The organism is Nonomuraea insulae, assembly GCF_042656245.1.
In genome coordinates, this window is record NZ_JBHSPA010000025.1 from 88,088 (window position 1) to 104,614 (window position 16,527).

The 16,527-nt window shown below is 70.2% G+C and carries 11 protein-coding genes; 6 read left to right on the top strand and 5 right to left on the bottom strand.

Features of this window, described 5'->3' with window-relative positions; all coding sequences use genetic code 11:
- Positions 1-12: 12 nt before the first annotated feature.
- The gene (locus ACFPZ3_RS21455; protein ID WP_379515956.1) at positions 13-1,038 is read right to left on the bottom strand and encodes a LacI family DNA-binding transcriptional regulator; all 1,026 of its coding nucleotides are present in this window, start codon (positions 1,036-1,038) and stop codon (positions 13-15) included.
- 158 nt (positions 1,039-1,196) lie between these two features.
- On the opposite strand from ACFPZ3_RS21455, the gene ACFPZ3_RS21460 reads away from it, so the two are divergent.
- From ACFPZ3_RS21460 to ACFPZ3_RS21485, 6 genes are read left to right on the top strand one after another with little or no spacing between them, the layout of a single operon-like run.
- Positions 1,197-3,044: a glycoside hydrolase family 127 protein gene (locus ACFPZ3_RS21460; RefSeq protein WP_379515957.1), complete on the top strand. Its 1,848-nt coding sequence runs from the start codon at positions 1,197-1,199 to the stop codon at positions 3,042-3,044.
- Between the two features lie 28 nt (positions 3,045-3,072).
- A complete protein-coding gene (locus ACFPZ3_RS21465) occupies positions 3,073-4,767 on the top strand; it encodes a hypothetical protein (protein WP_379515958.1) in 1,695 nt (564 codons plus the stop codon).
- Between the two features lie 23 nt (positions 4,768-4,790).
- On the top strand, positions 4,791-6,035 hold the full coding sequence (locus ACFPZ3_RS21470) for a sugar ABC transporter substrate-binding protein (RefSeq protein ID WP_379515959.1): 1,245 nt from the start codon (positions 4,791-4,793) through the stop codon (positions 6,033-6,035).
- Positions 6,032-6,973 carry a carbohydrate ABC transporter permease gene (locus ACFPZ3_RS21475; protein WP_379515960.1) on the top strand — a complete coding sequence of 314 codons (942 nt, stop codon included), beginning with the start codon at positions 6,032-6,034 and terminating at the stop codon, positions 6,971-6,973. The genes ACFPZ3_RS21470 and ACFPZ3_RS21475 overlap by 4 nt, the downstream gene beginning before the upstream one ends.
- On the top strand, positions 6,970-7,776 hold the full coding sequence (locus tag ACFPZ3_RS21480) for a carbohydrate ABC transporter permease (RefSeq protein WP_379515961.1): 807 nt from the start codon (positions 6,970-6,972) through the stop codon (positions 7,774-7,776). The genes ACFPZ3_RS21475 and ACFPZ3_RS21480 overlap by 4 nt, the downstream gene beginning before the upstream one ends.
- Positions 7,777-7,778: 2 nt before the next feature.
- Entirely contained in the window at positions 7,779-11,279 is a 3,501-nt protein-coding gene (locus tag ACFPZ3_RS21485) for a LamG-like jellyroll fold domain-containing protein (RefSeq protein WP_379515962.1), read from the top strand.
- Positions 11,280-11,395: 116 nt separating this feature from the next.
- Here the strand turns inward: ACFPZ3_RS21485 and ACFPZ3_RS21490 are convergent, their stop codons facing one another.
- From ACFPZ3_RS21490 to ACFPZ3_RS21505, 4 genes are all read right to left on the bottom strand, one after another.
- The gene (locus tag ACFPZ3_RS21490) at positions 11,396-12,028 is read right to left on the bottom strand and encodes a GntR family transcriptional regulator (RefSeq protein WP_379515963.1); all 633 of its coding nucleotides are present in this window, start codon (positions 12,026-12,028) and stop codon (positions 11,396-11,398) included.
- Positions 12,029-12,109: 81 nt separating this feature from the next.
- Entirely contained in the window at positions 12,110-14,392 is a 2,283-nt protein-coding gene (locus ACFPZ3_RS21495; RefSeq protein WP_379515964.1) for an FdhF/YdeP family oxidoreductase, read from the bottom strand.
- A gap of 463 nt (positions 14,393-14,855) precedes the next feature.
- The gene (locus ACFPZ3_RS21500) at positions 14,856-15,836 is read right to left on the bottom strand and encodes a CU044_5270 family protein (RefSeq protein ID WP_379515965.1); all 981 of its coding nucleotides are present in this window, start codon (positions 15,834-15,836) and stop codon (positions 14,856-14,858) included.
- Positions 15,829-16,419 (bottom strand): RNA polymerase sigma factor, encoded by a 591-nt coding sequence (locus ACFPZ3_RS21505; RefSeq protein WP_379515966.1) that lies wholly within the window; start codon positions 16,417-16,419, stop codon positions 15,829-15,831. Before ACFPZ3_RS21505 ends, ACFPZ3_RS21500 begins: the two co-directional genes overlap by 8 nt.
- Positions 16,420-16,527 lie beyond the last annotated feature (108 nt).

Sequence of the window (16,527 nt, forward strand, 5' to 3'; positions counted from 1 at the left end):
TTCCGTGACCGATCAGACGCGCGCTTCCGGGCCCAGCGGGACGGTGCTGGACTCGCGGACCACCAGGTGGCACGGGCGGGCGTGCCGTCCCGGTGAGGGTGTGCCGTTGATGGCGGCCAGCAACATCTCGGCTGCCGTCCGGCCGAGCCCTTCCAGGTTCATGTCGACGCTGGTCAGCGGCGGCTGGCAGCCCCGGGTCATGACGTCCCAGTTGTCGAACCCGACCAGCGCCACGTCCTCCGGCACCCGCCGCCCGACAGCCCGCAGCGCGTCCGCCACTCCCCGCGCGATCTGGTCGCTGCCGCAGAACACCGCGTCGAACGACGTACCCCCGGCCAGCAACATCCCCACGGCCTGCCGCCCCCAGATCTCGCTCCACGCCCCGAACAGCGGCGGCCCCGCCACGGAGAGCCCCGCCTCGGCCAGCCGGTCCGCCACGGCCTGTGCCCGTACCCGCGCGGAATGGTGGTGTTCCGGCCCGGTGACGTGCGCGATCCTGGTCCGACCGATCGCCATCAGATGCTCCACGGCCTTACGCGCTCCACCGGTCTCGTCGGGCACCACCGAGCAGTCGTCGGGGTCGGTGGAGCTGATGAAGGCGTACACGACGGGCAGCCCGACACTGATCGGGGCGCGGGCCTGCGTGCGCCGGCCGGTGACGATGATGCCGTCCACACGCCGGCTGAGCAGCGTCTTGACGTGGTACTGCTCCCGGATCGGATCGTCGCGCCCGTCGCACAGGAACACCGACATCTGACCGGCCCCGAGCGCGTCCTCGGCCCCCATCAGCACCGGAATGCTGAACCGCCCGATGGTGTCGGTGGTGATCATCCCCACGGTGTACGTCCGCCCCGAGTGCAGATTCCGCGCCCCCGCGTTCACCTCGAAGCTGAGCTGCCTGGCCGCCTCCCTGACCCGCATCCGGGTCTCCTCGCGCAGGGATCCGCGGCCGTTGAGGGCTTTGGAGGCCGTGCCCACCGACACCCCGGCCAGCGCCGCGACGTCGGCGATGGTGGCGTGCCGCTCCAATTTCCCCATACTTTCCTCCGCTTTCCTAACGCCTTGCTGTCTCAACTGTAGCGCCCGTTGACTCCAGCTCCAGAGCGTTGCTAGCTTAAGGCAAACGATTTCCTAACTTTCCTGATATCCCATGTTGAGAGAGCTGGATGACTTCGCAGAAACCCTCTGGCAACCCTGTGGCCACAGTCAGCCCCCCGGCCGCCCCCGGCCCCGGCGCCATCGCGAAGCTCCGCCCCCTGGGGCTGGACCAGGTGCTCCTGGACGACGGCGGGCTGCTCGGGCAGTGGCGGCGGCGCAACGCCGAGCACACGTTGCCGCACTGCCTGGAGAGGCTGGAGAGCAGCGGCAACCTCGACAACCTGCGCGCCGCGGCCGGCGAGCTGACCGGGCACGAGTTCACGGGCATGTGGTTCGCCGACTCCGACGTGTACAAGACGCTGGAGGCGGCGCTGTGGGAGCTGGCCGCGCCCGGCGCCGACCCGCGCCTGCGGGAGTTCGCCGAGGAAACGACCGGGCTGCTGGCGCGGGCCCAGCAGGCCGACGGCTACCTCAACTCCCACTTCACCATCGCCGAGCCGGACCAGCGCTGGCTCAAGCCGGTCTGGAGCCACGAGCTCTACTGCGCGGGACACCTGATCCAGGCCGCCGTCGCGGCCGGGCGGACCGGGAGGTGCCCCGAGCTGGTCGAGGTGGCCAGGCGCTACGCCGACCTGCTGGTCGAGCGGTTCTCGCGGGTGGAGGAGGTGTGCGGGCACCCGGAGATCGAGACGGCGCTGGCCGAGCTCTACCGCCTCACCGGGCACCGGCCCTATCTCGACCTGGCCCTGCGCTTCCTCGACCTGCGCGGCCACGGCCTGCTGGAACACGGCCGGTTCGGGCCCCGCTACCACCAGGACCACGTGCCGCTGCGCGCGGCCCAGGAGGTGGCAGGGCACTCGGTGCGCCAGCTCTACCTGCTGGCGGGCATGGTGGACGTGGCCGTGGAGAGCGGTGACCGGGCGTTGCTGGAGGCGTCGGAGCGGCTGTGGGACGACGCCTTCCGTACCAGGACGTATGTGACGGGCGCGCACGGGTCGCGTCACCGCGACGAGGCGTACGGCGACCCGTACGAACTGCCGCCCGACCGCGCGTACGCCGAGACGTGCGCCTCGATCGCGAGCTTCCACGTGAGCTGGCGCCTGCTGCTGGCCACCGGCCAGGCCCGCTACGCCGACGAGATGGAACGCGTCCTGCTCAACGCCGTCGCCGCGGCCGTCTCCCAGGACGGCAGGCACTTCTTCTACTCCAACCCGCTGCACCTGCGCACCGGCCACGCCAACGCGGGCGAGGAGGCGGCCGGCCACCGCCTGCCGTGGTACTCGTGCGCCTGCTGCCCGCCCAACATCGCCCGCCTGATGGCCTCCCTGCCCGCCTACCTGGCCACCGGCGACGCGAACGGCGTGCAGGTGCACCTGTACGCCACGGCGACGATCGACACGGGCCCGGCCAGGGTCGAGATGCGCACCGCCTACCCCTGGCAGGGCCGGGTCGAGCTGACCGTCTCCGCCCGGACCGGCGAGCCGTGGACGCTGGCGCTGCGCGTGCCGTCCTGGTGCGCGACGTTCGGCGTGCTGATCGACGGAGAACCCGTCGAGGCCGAGCCCGACGCGGGCTACCTGCGCCTGACCAGGGCGTGGCGGGACGACACCACGGTGGTGCTCGACCTCGGCATGCCCGTCAGGCAGATCCGCCCGCACCCCCGGGTGGACGCGGCCCGCGGCTGCCTCACCCTGGCGCGCGGCCCGCTCGTCTACTGCCTGGAGCAGCACGACCTGCCCGAGGGCACCGTGCTGGAGGACGTGCGCCTGCACCCCGCCGGCCCGTTCGAGGCCGGCGACAGAGTGATCACGGCCGCCGGATCGGTGCTCGACCTCGACAACGACACCAGTGACCCGCTGGAACTCACCGCTGTCCCGTATTTCCTGTGGGGCAACCGGAGCCAGGGCCCGATGCGGGTCTGGATCCCGGTGGCCGACGCGGGATAACCCCCCTCATCCAGAGCGAGGTGCGTACGTGTCCACCCCCCGAACCATCGCCGTCTTAACAACCGCCGCCATGCTCGTCTGCGGCCTGGCGGCACCCGCCCACGCGGCCGGCGCCACGCTGACCGTCAACATCGCCCAGCCGTTCCGTCCGGTCACGCATGCCGCCTCGGGCGGCCTGTACGGCCTGGCGGAGAACTCCAGGCCGGCCGACTCCACCCTGCTCCCCATCAAGGTCAACTCACTGACCCAGCCCGCCCCCGGAGTCGGCCAGCGGCCCAACGGCCAGCCTCCCGGCGGCGACTCGCTGCTGGTCTCCCCGCAGGCCACCCGGGTGGGCGCCGGAGAGTTCATCCGGATGCCCGACATCTACCCCGACTTCCCCTACCGGTGGGTGAGCTGGAACGACTGGCTGGCCAAGGTCAACACCATGGTCAACGCCAGGCTGTCGGCCACCGCGGTCAGCAACGTGATCGGCTGGGAGCTCTGGAACGAGCCCGACTACACCTGGAACACCGCGGCGGCGGGCAACTTCAACGACGGCTGGGTGCGTACGTTCCAGGCGGTGCGCGCGCTCGACACCCTGACCCCGATCGTCGGCCCGAGCACGGCCGTCTACAACCGCTCCTGGATGCAGTCGTTCCTCACCACCGCCAGGAACACCGGCACCCTGCCGGACATCATCTGCTGGCACGAACTGAGCAACCCCACCAGGATCGCCGCCGACATCGCCGACTACCGCAACCTGGAGTCCTCGCTCGGCATCAGCCCGCGCCGCATCTCCATCAACGAGTACGCCGCCACCTCCGAGGTCGACGTCCCCGGCCGGATCGCCAGCTACGTCGCCAAGCTGGAACGCGGCGGCGTCGAGTCGGCGCACCGCGCCTTCTGGTACGAGTACGGCACCATGAACGGCCTGGTCGTCAACAACTCCCAGCCGACCGGCACGTGGTGGTTGTACAAGTGGTACGGCGACATGGCCGGCAACATGCTCACCACCAGCACGACCACCACGACGGGCCTGGACGGCTTCGCCTCCTACGACGGCACCCGCAAGATCGTCAACGTGGTGTTCGGAAACGAGGCGGGCACCAACACCGTCAACCTGACCGGCCTGCAGGCGCTCGGCGCCAGCGTCCGCGTCACGCTGCTGTCCACCCCGTCCAACGGCCGCTTCACCGCCGTGACCGCGCCCACCACGGTCTCCGCCACCACCAGGACGGTCGGCAACGGGCAGCTCAGCGTCTCGGTGCCGAACATGTCGGCCACCAGCGCCTACCAACTCCTCGTCGAACCGGCGAGCGGGGTGCCCGCCTACCAGCAGCGCTACGAGGCCGAGAACGCCTCGGTGTTCCGCGCCGCGCGGCTGAGCGCCACGAGCGCGTCGGGCGGCGGGTACGTCGGCCGCATCGACAACACGGGCACGCCGCGGACCGACAGCTACGTGGACTTCGTCGTCAACGTGCCCACCGCCCGCGCGTACACGATGACCGTCGGCTACGCCAACGGCACCGGCGCCACCGCCACGCAGGGGCTGGCCTACAACGGCGGCGCCTGGAGCACGGTCAGCTACCCGCCGACCGCCGGGTGGGGCCAGTTCGGCGCGACGATCAGCGCCACCCTCACCCTCAAGGCGGGTTACAACGTGATCCGCCTGGCCAAGGGCTCGCCGTACTTCGCCGGCGGCACCGGATACGCCGAGCTGGACTACATCCAGCTCACCTGAACGTCGAGAGGAAACCAACCGACATGGCAAGCTTCGTCCCCGCCCGGCGGGCGGCATGCCTGGCCCTGGCCGCCGTCACACTGGCGGCCTGCGGGTCGTCCCAGAACAGCGCGAGCCCGGAGCCGTCCGCCGGCGCGTACACCGTCTGGGATCCCTACCCCCAGTTCGACAAGACCTCGGACTGGGTGAAGCTGCTGGACACGTGCGGTGGTCAGGCCGGGGTGACGGTGCGGCGCACCGGTTATGACACGACGGACCTGACGAACAAGGCGCTGCTGGCCGCCCAGCAGGGCAACCCGCCGGACGTGCTGATCGTGGACAATCCGGTGGTCTCGACGCTGGCCGAGGCCGGGGTGCTCACCACCACCGAGGAGACCAGGACCGACACCTCCTCGGTCGCGCCCAACCTGCTGGCCGCCGGTCAGACCGGAGGCAAGACCTACGGCGTCCCGATCGGCGCCAACACCCTGGCGCTCTACTACAACAAGGCGGTGCTGGACAAGGCCGGCGTGGACGCCGAGTCGATCAAGGACTGGGCGACGCTGACGGCCGCGCTGGAGAAGGTGAAGGCGTCGGGGAGGAAGGGCATCACGTTCTCGGCGATCGGCACCGAGGAGGGCAGCTTCCAGTTCCTGCCCTGGTTCTGGGGCGCGGGCGCGAACCTGACCAAGCTCGACTCCCCCGAGGGCGTCTCAGCCGTGGCGCTGTGGGCCGACTGGGTGAAGAAGGGGTACGCCCCCAACTCCGTCATCAACAACACCCAGACCACCAGCTGGCAGGAGTTCGCCACCGGCGACTTCGCCTTCGGCGAGAACGGCACCTGGCAGCTGGCCAACGCCAAGAAGACCGGCTTCGAGTACGGCATCATCCCGATCCCCGGCAAGACGGGCGGCACCGCGCCCGCGCCGACGGGCGGGGAGTTCGTCAGCGTGCCGGTGCAGTCCGACACCGGCCGTTACGCCGCCTCGCAGAAGCTGGTCGCCTGCCTGACCAGCGCCGACAACGCCTACACCACCGACACCACGTTGTCCTACATCGCCGCGACCGAGGCGGTGCAGGCCAAGCAGGTCGCCCAGAACAAGGAGCTGACGGTCTGGGTGGAGGCGGTCAAGGCGGCCAAGGGGCGCACCAGCGACGACCTGGGCACCAAGTACCCGAAGATCTCCGAGCCGATGTGGGGCGCGGTGCAGGCGGCGCTGAGCGGGTCGAAGCCGCCACAGGAGGCGATGGCCGCGGCGCAGACGGCGGCGGCGAGCGCCATCCAATGAGTCAGGCGACACAGACCCCGATGGCCCTGGACCGCACGCCGGCCCGGGGCCATCGGGCCGCACGCCGCAGGTCGGATCAGTGGGCGGCGTGGGCGTTCCTCGTCCCGGTCGTGCTCTATCTGCTGGTGTTCTACGCCTATCCGTTGTTCCGCAACGTGGAGTTGAGTCTGCGTAATTACACGGTGCGCTCGTTCGTGCAGGGTGATGCGCCGTTCGCCGGGTTCGCCAACTATGCCAAGGTGTTCGCCGACGCCACGTTCTGGCCGGCCCTGTGGCACACGGTGGTGTTCACGGTGGTGTCGCTGGCCTTCCAGTTCAGCATCGGGCTGGCGCTGGCGCTGTTCTTCAGCAGGAACTTCCGGCTGTCGGCGACGTTGCGGGCGTTGTTCCTGGTGCCGTGGCTGCTGCCGCTGATCGTGTCGGCCTCGACCTGGTCGTGGATGCTCAACAGCGACTCCGGCGTCATCAACGCGGTGCTGGGCTGGCTCGGGATCGGGCCGGTCAACTGGCTGACCTCGCCGGACTGGGCGCTCTGGTCGGTGATCATCGCCAACATCTGGATCGGCATCCCGTTCAATCTCGTCGTCCTCTACTCCGGGCTGCAGGCCATCAGCCCCGACATCCACGAGGCCGCCGCACTCGACGGGGCCGGCGGCTGGCAACGCTTCTGGCGGGTGACGTTCCCGCTGCTGCGGCCGGTGTCGGCGATCACGCTGCTGCTCGGCCTGGTCTACACGCTGAAGGTGTTCGACATCATCTGGATCATGACCAAGGGCGGGCCCAGCGGGGCCTCGACCACGTTCGCCACCTGGTCCTACCGGCTCGGCTTCGGCAACCTGGTGCCCTCCTTCGGGCCCGGCGCGGCCGTCGGCAACCTGCTGATCGTGATCGCGCTGATCTTCGGGCTGATCTACATCCGCCGGCAGGCGGTGTCATGAAACCCCTCAAGACCGCGATCGGGCTGGTACTGACCGCCGTCATGCTGTTCCCGATCTACTGGATGATCAACGTGTCGTTCACCCAGGACGGCGACATGCGCAAGAGCCCGCCCAACTGGTTCCCGGTCAACGGCACCCTCGACGGCTACCGCGCCGTGCTCGACCAGCAACTCCCCTACCTCGGCACCAGCCTGCTCGTCGGGCTCGGCACCGTGGCGCTCACCCTGGCGGTCGCGGCGCCGGCCGGCTACTCGCTGGCCAAACTACGGCCCAGGGGCGGCGGGCTCCTCGGGTTCGTGCTGCTGGTCGCGCAGATGATCCCTGGCATCATCATGGCGATGGGCTTCTACGCCATCTTCCTGACCACCGGCGTGCTCAACACCGTCCCAGGACTCATCGTCGCCGACTCCACCCTCGCCGTGCCGTTCGCGGTGCTCATCTTCACCACGTTCATGTCCGGCATCCCCGAAGAACTCCTGCAGGCCGCCCGGACCGACGGGGCGGGGGTGGTGCGTACGTTCGTCTCGATCGTGCTGCCCGTCTCCCGCAACGCGATCATCACCGTGTCGTTGTTCGCGTTCCTGTGGGCGTGGTCGGACTTCATCTTCGCCTCCACCCTCGACCAGGGCGGCGACCACCAGCCCATCACCCTCGGCATCTACCACTACATCGGCAACAACAACCAGGAGTGGAACGCCATCATGGCCACCGCCGTGATCGCCTCCATCCCCGCCACCATCCTGCTCATCATCGCCCAGCGCTACGTCGCCGCCGGCGTCACCGCCGGAGCCGTGAAGGACTAGTCATGCGCATCGTCCCAGCCGCACTCTCCGCCGCTCTCGTCCTCGCCTTATGCACGCCCGCCTCCGCCGCCGCGCCGCCCGCGCCCATCCTGGTGTACGCGTTCGACGACCTCTCGATCACCGACTCCTCCGGCAACGGGCTGGACGGGACGCTGGTCAACGCCTCCACCGCCGAGCTCGTCGAGGGCTCCGGCGGCGGCCACGCCCTGAGCCTGCCCGGTGGCGCCGCCAACTCTGACGGCGCCTACGTACGCCTGCCCCTGGCCGTGCTCCAGGGCAGGAGCGATCTGACGGTGTCGGCGCGGGTGCGCTGGGACGGGACGACCGCGCCCTGGCAGTGGATCTACGCGCTCGGCAAGGACACCACCCGCTACCTGTTCAGCACCCCGTACAACGGCGACGGCCGCCTGCGCACGGCGGTCACCACGTCGGGCGGGGGCGGCGAGGCCCAGGTCACCGGCTCGGCCGCGCTGCCGGCCAACGCCTGGAAGACGCTGACCGTCACCCTCGACACCGCCGCCGACCGGGTCACCGCCTACCTCGACGGGGCCGCCGTGGCCTCCGCGACGACCACCGTCACCGCCGCGCAGCTCATCGACGCCGCCACGACGTCGGCGGGCTTCATCGGGCGCTCGTTCTACCAGGACCCGCTGTTCGACGGCGCGATCGACGACTTCCGCGTGTACGCCGCCGCGCTGTCGGCCGAGGAGGTGGCCGCCGAGATCGGGGCCGACCCGCCCGCGCCGACGGGTCTCACCCAGGACGAGTTCGCCGTCCGTACGATCATCGGCACCGCGCCGCCGCTGCCCGCCGCGGTCCGCGCCACGTTCTCCGACGGCTACGACCGCGACCTGCCCATCACCTGGTCGCCCGTGGATCCCGGGGACTACGCCCAGGCGGGCACGTTCACCGTGAGCGGCACGGCCGGGGGCCACCCGGTCACCGCGCGGGTGACGGTGATCCGCGAGGGGCAACTCGTCATCGACCTCGCCGAGGACACCGGCGCCTTCCACGGCGGCGCGTCCGGCACGCTCTACGGTCTCTATGGGCCCGGGGTGCCGACGAACAACCTGATCGAGGGCATGCGGCTGCGCACGGTGTCCACCAAGGCCCAGGACGGCCCGCAACACCCGGGCGCGGACGCGCTGGAGGTGGTCAAGCCGCTGGCCGACAGCACCGACGGTGACGTGTACATCTACATGACCGACATCCACCGCGGCTTCCCCTACCAGTGGCCGGGGAGCACGCCGGAGGAGAAGCTCGGCCTGTTCAAGGAGAAGATCGCCAAGCAGGTCGACCAGGTCCTCCAGCTCGACCCGAAATATCAGGACAACGTGGTCTTCGTGCCGTTCAACGAGCCCGAGGGCAACATGTTCGGCACGGGCGAGTGGAGCTACAACGGCGTGAGCTGGCTCAGCGACCCCCGCGACTACTTCCGCGCCTGGGACGACGTCTACGCGCTCATCAAAGACAGGATGCCCGCCGCCCGGATCGCCGGGCCCAACACCAGCGTGCTGTACGCCCAGGTCAAGGGCTTCCTGGAGCACGCGGTGGCGGCCGGCACCGTGCCAGACGTGATGACCTGGCACGAGCTCAGCCACCCCGAGCAGGTGCGGGCCAGCGTCAAGCGGTACCGCGAGATGGAGGCCGAGGTCCTGCCGGGCAAGCGGCTGCCGATCAACATCAACGAGTACGCCTTCAACTACCACACCTCGGTGCCCGGCCAGATGGTCCAGTGGATCTCGGCCATCGAGGAGTCGAAGGTGGACGCCGACATCGCGTACTGGAACATCGACGGCAACCTCAGCGACTCCGCCGTGCAGGCGAACCGGGGCAACGGGCAGTGGTGGCTGTTCAACGCCTACGGGAGCATGAGCGGCCACACCGTGCGGGCCGAGCCGCCGTACCCGGGCCAGAACTACACGATGCAGGCCGTCGCCACACTCGACGCGAAGAAGCGGCAGGCCCGCGCGATCTTCGGCGGCTCCGGCGGCGCCGGGCACATCCGGTTCGAGAACGTGCCCGCCGCCACGTTCGGCCGCACGGTGCACGCCTGGATCAGGGAGATCCCGTGGACGGGCCAGATCGGCGACTCCGCGCAGCCTGAGCTCGTGTCCGAGCGGGACGTCGCGGTCAAGGACGGCGCCGTCGTCCTCGACCTGAGCGGGCTGAAGGAGTCGTCGGCGTACGAGATCGTCCTGGCCCCCGGCGCCGGCCGGGGCGCCGCGGCCGTCCCCGACCTGTGGGAGCACTCGTACGAGGCCGAGGACGCCACCTACACCGGAACCGGCTACAGCCGCAACGGCCCCGAAGGCTCCCCGTCCGACGTGTCCAAGTTCTACACCTCCGGCCGGTACGACGTGGGCGGGCTGCGCACCGGCTCCGACGGCGTGCTCGACTTCACCGTCGAGGTGCCGAAGACAGGCCGCTACGACCTGAGCGTCTTCGCCAACTCACTCAACACCTACGACCTGGTACGCGAGCAGGGCCCCACCAACGTCTTCCTCCGCGTGGACGGCGCCGCCGAGCAGGAGCTGTTCCTGCCCCTCGGCTACAAATGGGTGGTCTGGGACCACGCCGACACCACCGTCCCGCTCACCGCGGGCAAGCACGTGATCTCGCTCGCGGCCCGGAGCCTGGACGGGACGAAGGCCACGAAGGGCGACGCGATCGTGGACCGCCTCCAGCTCTCGCTGCCGAACCCGGCCGCGGCGACCTCGGTCTACGAGGCGGAGCTGGCCGACCTCGACGGCGCCCGCCCGGCGAAGGACGGCCTGGTGGCGGTCGAACGCGGCCAGTCGGTCACGTTCTGGGTCTACTCCCCCGCCGACGCCGCGGCCACGCTGGACCTGAAGCTGCGCGGCCGGGCGTCGGTGTCCGTCAACGGCGTGGACGTGCGGGACACCCTGCCCGTGGACGTGTCGTTGTCGGGCGGCGTCAACAAGGTGAAGGTCACCGGCACCGCGCTCATCGACCGCCTCACGGTGCGGCAGGCGCCGGCGGCCGCGTTGCCGGCCACGGTGTACGAGGCCGAGTCCGCCCGCCTCGCCGGCACCGCCAAGGTGTCCCCGCTCTCCCTGGCCACGGGGAAGGCCGCGGTGACCGGCGTCGGCGGCGAGCCGGGGAACGGCAACACGCTCACCTTCACGGTGAAGGCAGCGGCGGCGGGCACGTACGCCATGCGCGTGCGTTATTCCAACCCGGAGCAGTCGCCGGCCACGCACTACAACCCCGACCCGCTGGCCAGGCACGCCGACCTCTCGGTCAACGGCGCCGCCGCGCAGCGGGTGTCCTTCCCGCACACCTTCCACGAGAACAACTTCTGGGAGCTGACCGTGCCGGTGAAACTCCGCAAGGGGGACAACACGCTGCGGTTCTCCTCCGAGGAGCTGCCGAACTTCGACGGCAGAACCTACGCCTCGGACACCTTCCCCGGCGTGCTCCTCCGCTCGCGGTTCGCCCCGGTGATCGACCGGATCGCCGTCGCTCCGTACAGCCGCTGAGCGCTCGGATCGTGCCGCCCGCGACCCGGGCGGCACGATCCGTCCGGGCGGCCTTTCTAGGCGGTCTTTCTAGGCGGTCTTTCTAGGCGGTCTTTCTAGGCGGTCTTTCTGGGCGGTCAGTCGTGGTGGGCCCGCAGCGCCTCGATCACGCTGCGCAGATGGTCGCGCGAGGCCCGCTCGGCCGCGTCCGGGTCGCCGGCGCAGATGGCCTCGATGATGGCCAGGTGCTGGCCCAGCGACACGGCGGGCCGGCCGCGCTGCATGGACAGCCGGAACTGGTGGCGGACGATCTGGCCGCGTAACCGCTCCAGCACGCCGCCCGCCGTGGACTGGCCGCTCAGCTCCCGGATCCGTCGGTGCAGGAGCTGGTTGAGCTCGGAATAGCCCAGCACGTCGCCCGACCCGACCGCCTCCGACATCCGGGCGCCGATCTCGCGCAGCTCGCCCGCCTCGGCCGGGGTCACCCGCCCGGCGGCCTTGGCCGCGCACAGGCCCTCGACCACCATGCGCACCTCGGTGATCTCGACGGCCTCCGCCAGGGAGACCGCCCGCACCCGCGCGCCCCTGTTCATGACCCGCTCCACCAGGCCCTCGTTGGCCAGCTGCAGGAGCGCCGAGCGTACGGAGCTGCGGCTCGCGGAGAAGCGCTCCGACAGATCGGCTTCGACGAGCCGCTGGTCAGGCACGAACTCACCACGCATGATCCCGTCACGGATCGCGTCGAGCACCGTTCCCGAGTCTGTGGACACGTTCCCTCGCTCTGATTGTCAACAATCATGTAGCGCATATCGTATCCACGATCGGTCGCATGCACGGAGAGCCGGCCGGTCTCAGTCCTTGGCCTCCAGGCGGACCACGATCCCCTTGGAGGTGGGCGTGTTGCTGTGGTCGGCGACGCTGTCCAGCGGGACGAGGACGTTCGTCTCCGGGTAGTACGCGGCGGCCGAGCCGCGCGTCGCCGGGTAGCCGACCACCGTGAAGTCGCGGGCGCGGCGTTCCACCCCGTCGTGCCAGACGCTGACCAGGTCCACCACGTCCCGGTCCGCCAGGCCCAACTCGGCCAGGTCGTCGGGGTTGACGAGCACGACACGGCGTCCGTGGCGGATCCCCCGGTAGCGGTCGTCGCCGGAGTAGGGGACGGTGTTCCACTGGTCGTGGGAGCGCAGGGTCTGCAGGATCAGGTGCCCCTGGGGCGCCTCCAGCATGGCGAAGGCGTTGCACGTGAAGACGGCCCGGCCGCTCGGGGTGCGGAAGACCCGCTCGTTGACCGGGTTGGGCAGGCGGAAGCCGCCGGGCTCGCGTACCCGGGCGTCGAAGTCCTCGAAGCCGGGCACGACGCGCGCGATGCGGTCGCGCACGGAGCCGTAGTCGGCCTCGAACCTCTCCCACGGCAGCTCCGGCCGGTCGCCGAGCGTGCGGCGGGCCAGCCGGCCGATGATGGCGACCTCGCTGAGCAGGTGCTCGGAGGCCGGGGCGAGCCGTCCCCTGGAGGTGTGCACCTGGCTCATCGAGTCCTCGACCGTGACGAACTGCTCGCCGCCGGCCTGGACGTCGCGGTCGCTGCGCCCGAGAGTGGGCAGGATCAGCGCGGTCTCGCCGCAGACGGTGTGGGAGCGGTTGAGCTTGGTCGAGATGTGCGCGGTCACCCGGCAGGTACGCATGGCGCGCTCGGTGACGTCGCTGTCCGGGGTGGCCCGGACGAAGTTGCCCCCGACGCCGAGGAACACCCTGGCCCGGCCGTCCAGCATCGCCTGGATGGCGCCGACGGTGTCCAGTCCGTGCTCGGCGGGCGGGGTGAAGCCGAACTCGCGCTCCAGGGCGTCGAGGAATGCCTGCGGCGCACGCTCCCAGATGCCCATGGTGCGATCGCCCTGCACGTTGCTGTGCCCGCGCACCGGGCACACGCCCGCGCCCGGTCTGCCGATGTTCCCGCGCAGCAGCAGGAAGTTGACGATCTCCCTGATGGTGGGCACGCCGTGCTTGTGCTGGGTCAGGCCCATCGCCCAGCACACGATGACCTTCTCGCTGGCCTGGACGCGGGCGTGCACGCGCTCGATCTGCTCGCGGTCCAGGCCGGTGGCGGCCAGCACGTCGGGCCAGGACAGCTCACGGAGGTGGGCGGCGAGATCGGCGAACCCGGTGGTGTGCTCCTCGATGAACGCCTGGTCCAGCACCGTGCCAGGACGCTCGTCCTCGGCCTGCAGGAGCAGCAGGTTGAGCGCCTGGAACAGGGCCAGGTCGCCGCCGGGGCGGATCTGCAGGAACTCGTCGGCGATCCGGGTGCCGCGCCCCACCAGCCCGCGCGCCTTCTGCGGGTGCTTGAAGCGCATCAGCCCGGCCTCGGGCAGCGGGTTCACCGCGATGACCTGGCCGCCCGAGCGCTTGGTCTGCTCCAGGGCCGAGAGCATCCGGGGGTGGTTGGTGCCCGGGTTCTGGCCGACGACGAACACCAGGTCGGCGTCGTGGATGTCCTCCAGGCTCACGCTGCCCTTGCCGATGCCCAGGGTCTCGTTGAGCGCGTAGCCGCTGGACTCGTGGCACATGTTGGAGCAGTCGGGCAGGTTGTTGGTGCCGTAGGCGCGGGCGAAGAGCTGCAGCAGGAACGCCGCCTCGTTGCCCAGGCGGCCGGAGGTGTAGAACAGCGCCTGGTCGGGGTCGTCCAGGCCGCGCAGCTCGCCGGCGAGCACGCCGAGCGCCTCGTCCCAGGCGATCGGCTCGTAGTGGTCGGAGCCCGGCCGCTTGACCATGGGCTCGGTGAGCCTGCCCTGCTCGTTCAGCCACTGGTCCGTCCGGCCGGCCAGCTCGGAGATCGGGTGCCGCCGGAAGAAGTCCCGGCTCACCCGGCGCGTGGTGGCCTCGTCGGTGACGTGCTTGGCGCCGTTCTCGCAGTATTCGTTGCGGTGCCTGCGCCCCGGCTCCGGCCAGGCGCAACCGGGGCAGTCCAGGCCTCTGGTCTGGTTGACGTTCAGCAGCGTCAGCGCCGTGCGGCGGACCGAGGTCTGGCCCAGGGAGTATTCGAGGGCATGCGCCACACCGGGCAGTCCCGCCGCCCACGTCTTGGGCGGGGTGACGGAAAGAGACTTCTCATCCTGACTGCCTTCGGACCCACTCATCTATGTCCTTTCGTGACGGCACACGCTTAGCGGAGGTTACCGCCGCCACTCAGCTCCCCCGGCCACCGCACCCCAACTGCAAGGCCTTCCACAAGGGGCGCTGCGCGCCACAGGATTCCAGACAGCGCCTCCCAAGGGGGCTGACGCCCCCTTTCGAACCCCCGGCAACCACGCTCGCTGCGCTCGCCCAGCACCCGCCCGGGCCTTATTAACTCAGTGGGCCGTTGGGACCCCGCCCCGGGCGGTCCTCGCTCATCGCTCCGGCGTCATCCCCAAAGGCGGCGGATTCCAGGGATCGTCGCAACACGGAATGCATTGTGACGATCTTAGGGTTCGCTGGTGGAGGTTCCGGTGGGAGAACGCCGAGAGCATGGCGCCTCCTGCAGATGGATCTTCGGCGACTACTACCGGAACCCTGCCACTCAATCCTGGTTTCGCAGGCTTCCCGTCGATGCGGTGAGCGTCAGCCTCGCTGGCCGGGACGGTCGACGATCACTGATGACAGCAGGGCCGTGCTCCACACCGCGCCCTTGCGGAAGGCGGGCTCGGAGTTGCCGCCCAGGAACTGGTCGCGCGACCAGAGCGTCTGGCGGCCAAGGTAGCGGTAGGTGTCCGGATCAAGGATGTCGTAGCGACGGAAGGGCACGTCGCCGGCTCCCTCCAGCCAGACACCCAGGCCGGTGCGGCCTGCGGCGTCGCGCACGCCCTGATCGATCCGGACGCCGGGAATGAGCATCAGGGTGCGGAACATGGCCGCCTCCAGCTTGGGCGGCATCGTGCCGTAGCGGCTCAGGTAGAGCATGATCACGTGGTAGGCGCGGGTATTGGCGGGCACGGTCTGCTTGGGAACACCCTCCTCGCGTGCCCCTTCGATCCAATGGCGATCACCTGTGATCTTGTCCAGCAGTTTCCTCGGGTCGGTCGGCAGCTCGCGGAGCTTGGCATCGTACTGCTGCGGCGACAGGTCGTCATCGCCCGGATCCAGTGGATTCCCTTCGGGGCCGACGTGCAGTTCGCCGTCCTCGCCGAAAGAGGCGGCCTGCATGCCGTCGTAGCGCGTCCAGTGTTCGCGGGTCTCGGTCGTGGCCGAGTTCGGCTGCTTGTCCAGGGTCTTGGTGTAGTGCCACTGCGTGGGCAGGGGCACCTGGGCACTCCTGCGCCTGCCCGCCACCTCGGCGGCGCCGGCCAGCACCACGCTGGAGTCGAGCCGGACGACCGACGGCTTGCTCGCCGGGCCCGGGGCGGGCGGTTGCGGCCGCAGGGTGGCCACGGCGAGCGCGGCGGCGGCCCCCAGCGCCCCGATCACGAGCAGGCGGCGTCCGAGCGCCCGTCGGCGGCCCCGGATCCGCGTCAGCATCCGACGGCGCTGCGGGATGATCCATTCCTGGCCCGGCTTGGGGATCTCGGCGCGCCACTCGTGCAGCACTCGCAGGTCGTCATCCATCGAAGGACTCCTCTCGGGTGGTCGCGGAGTTGGTTCCGCCGAGGGCCTGGCGCGTCTTGGCTCTGGCCCGGTGCAGGCGGGATGCGACGGTGCCGACCGGGATGTCCAGCGCGCGGGCCACGTCCTGATACGACATCTCAGCCCAGGCCACGAGTAACAGCACCTCCCGGTCACCGGGTGACAGCTCCGCCAGCGCCGCCGCCAGCCCGGCCTGTTGCGCGGCGACCCGGTCGTCGACGCGTTCGGTGTACGGTGCGGCGATCTCGTCGACGCCGCTGCGGACCAGCGCCCGGTAGAGGCGGATCTCCACCCGCCGATGCCGGCTGATGAGCCGGGCGGAGATGCCGTACAGCCAGGGCCGCGCGTCGGGTTGGCTCGTGTCGTAGCGGTGACGGCGCCGGAAGGCGGCCAGGAAGGCGTCGGAGACGATATCGTCGGCCAGCGAGGGCCCCAACCGCCGGGCGACATAGCGCCGCAATGCGGGCGCGTGCCGGTCAAAGAGGTCGGCGAAGACCTCCGGGGCGCGTTCCGAGCGCCGGATCAACTCGGCGTCGTCGGCCCTGCCGGATTCTTCGGCGATCACATGGTGCTCCCGTCCTTGCGCAGTGGTTCGTCAGCTTTCGCCCGTACGACCGCCACGAATTCACGTTATGAGATGTGATCTGTGTCACATAGCGTCGTTCGGTCGGGT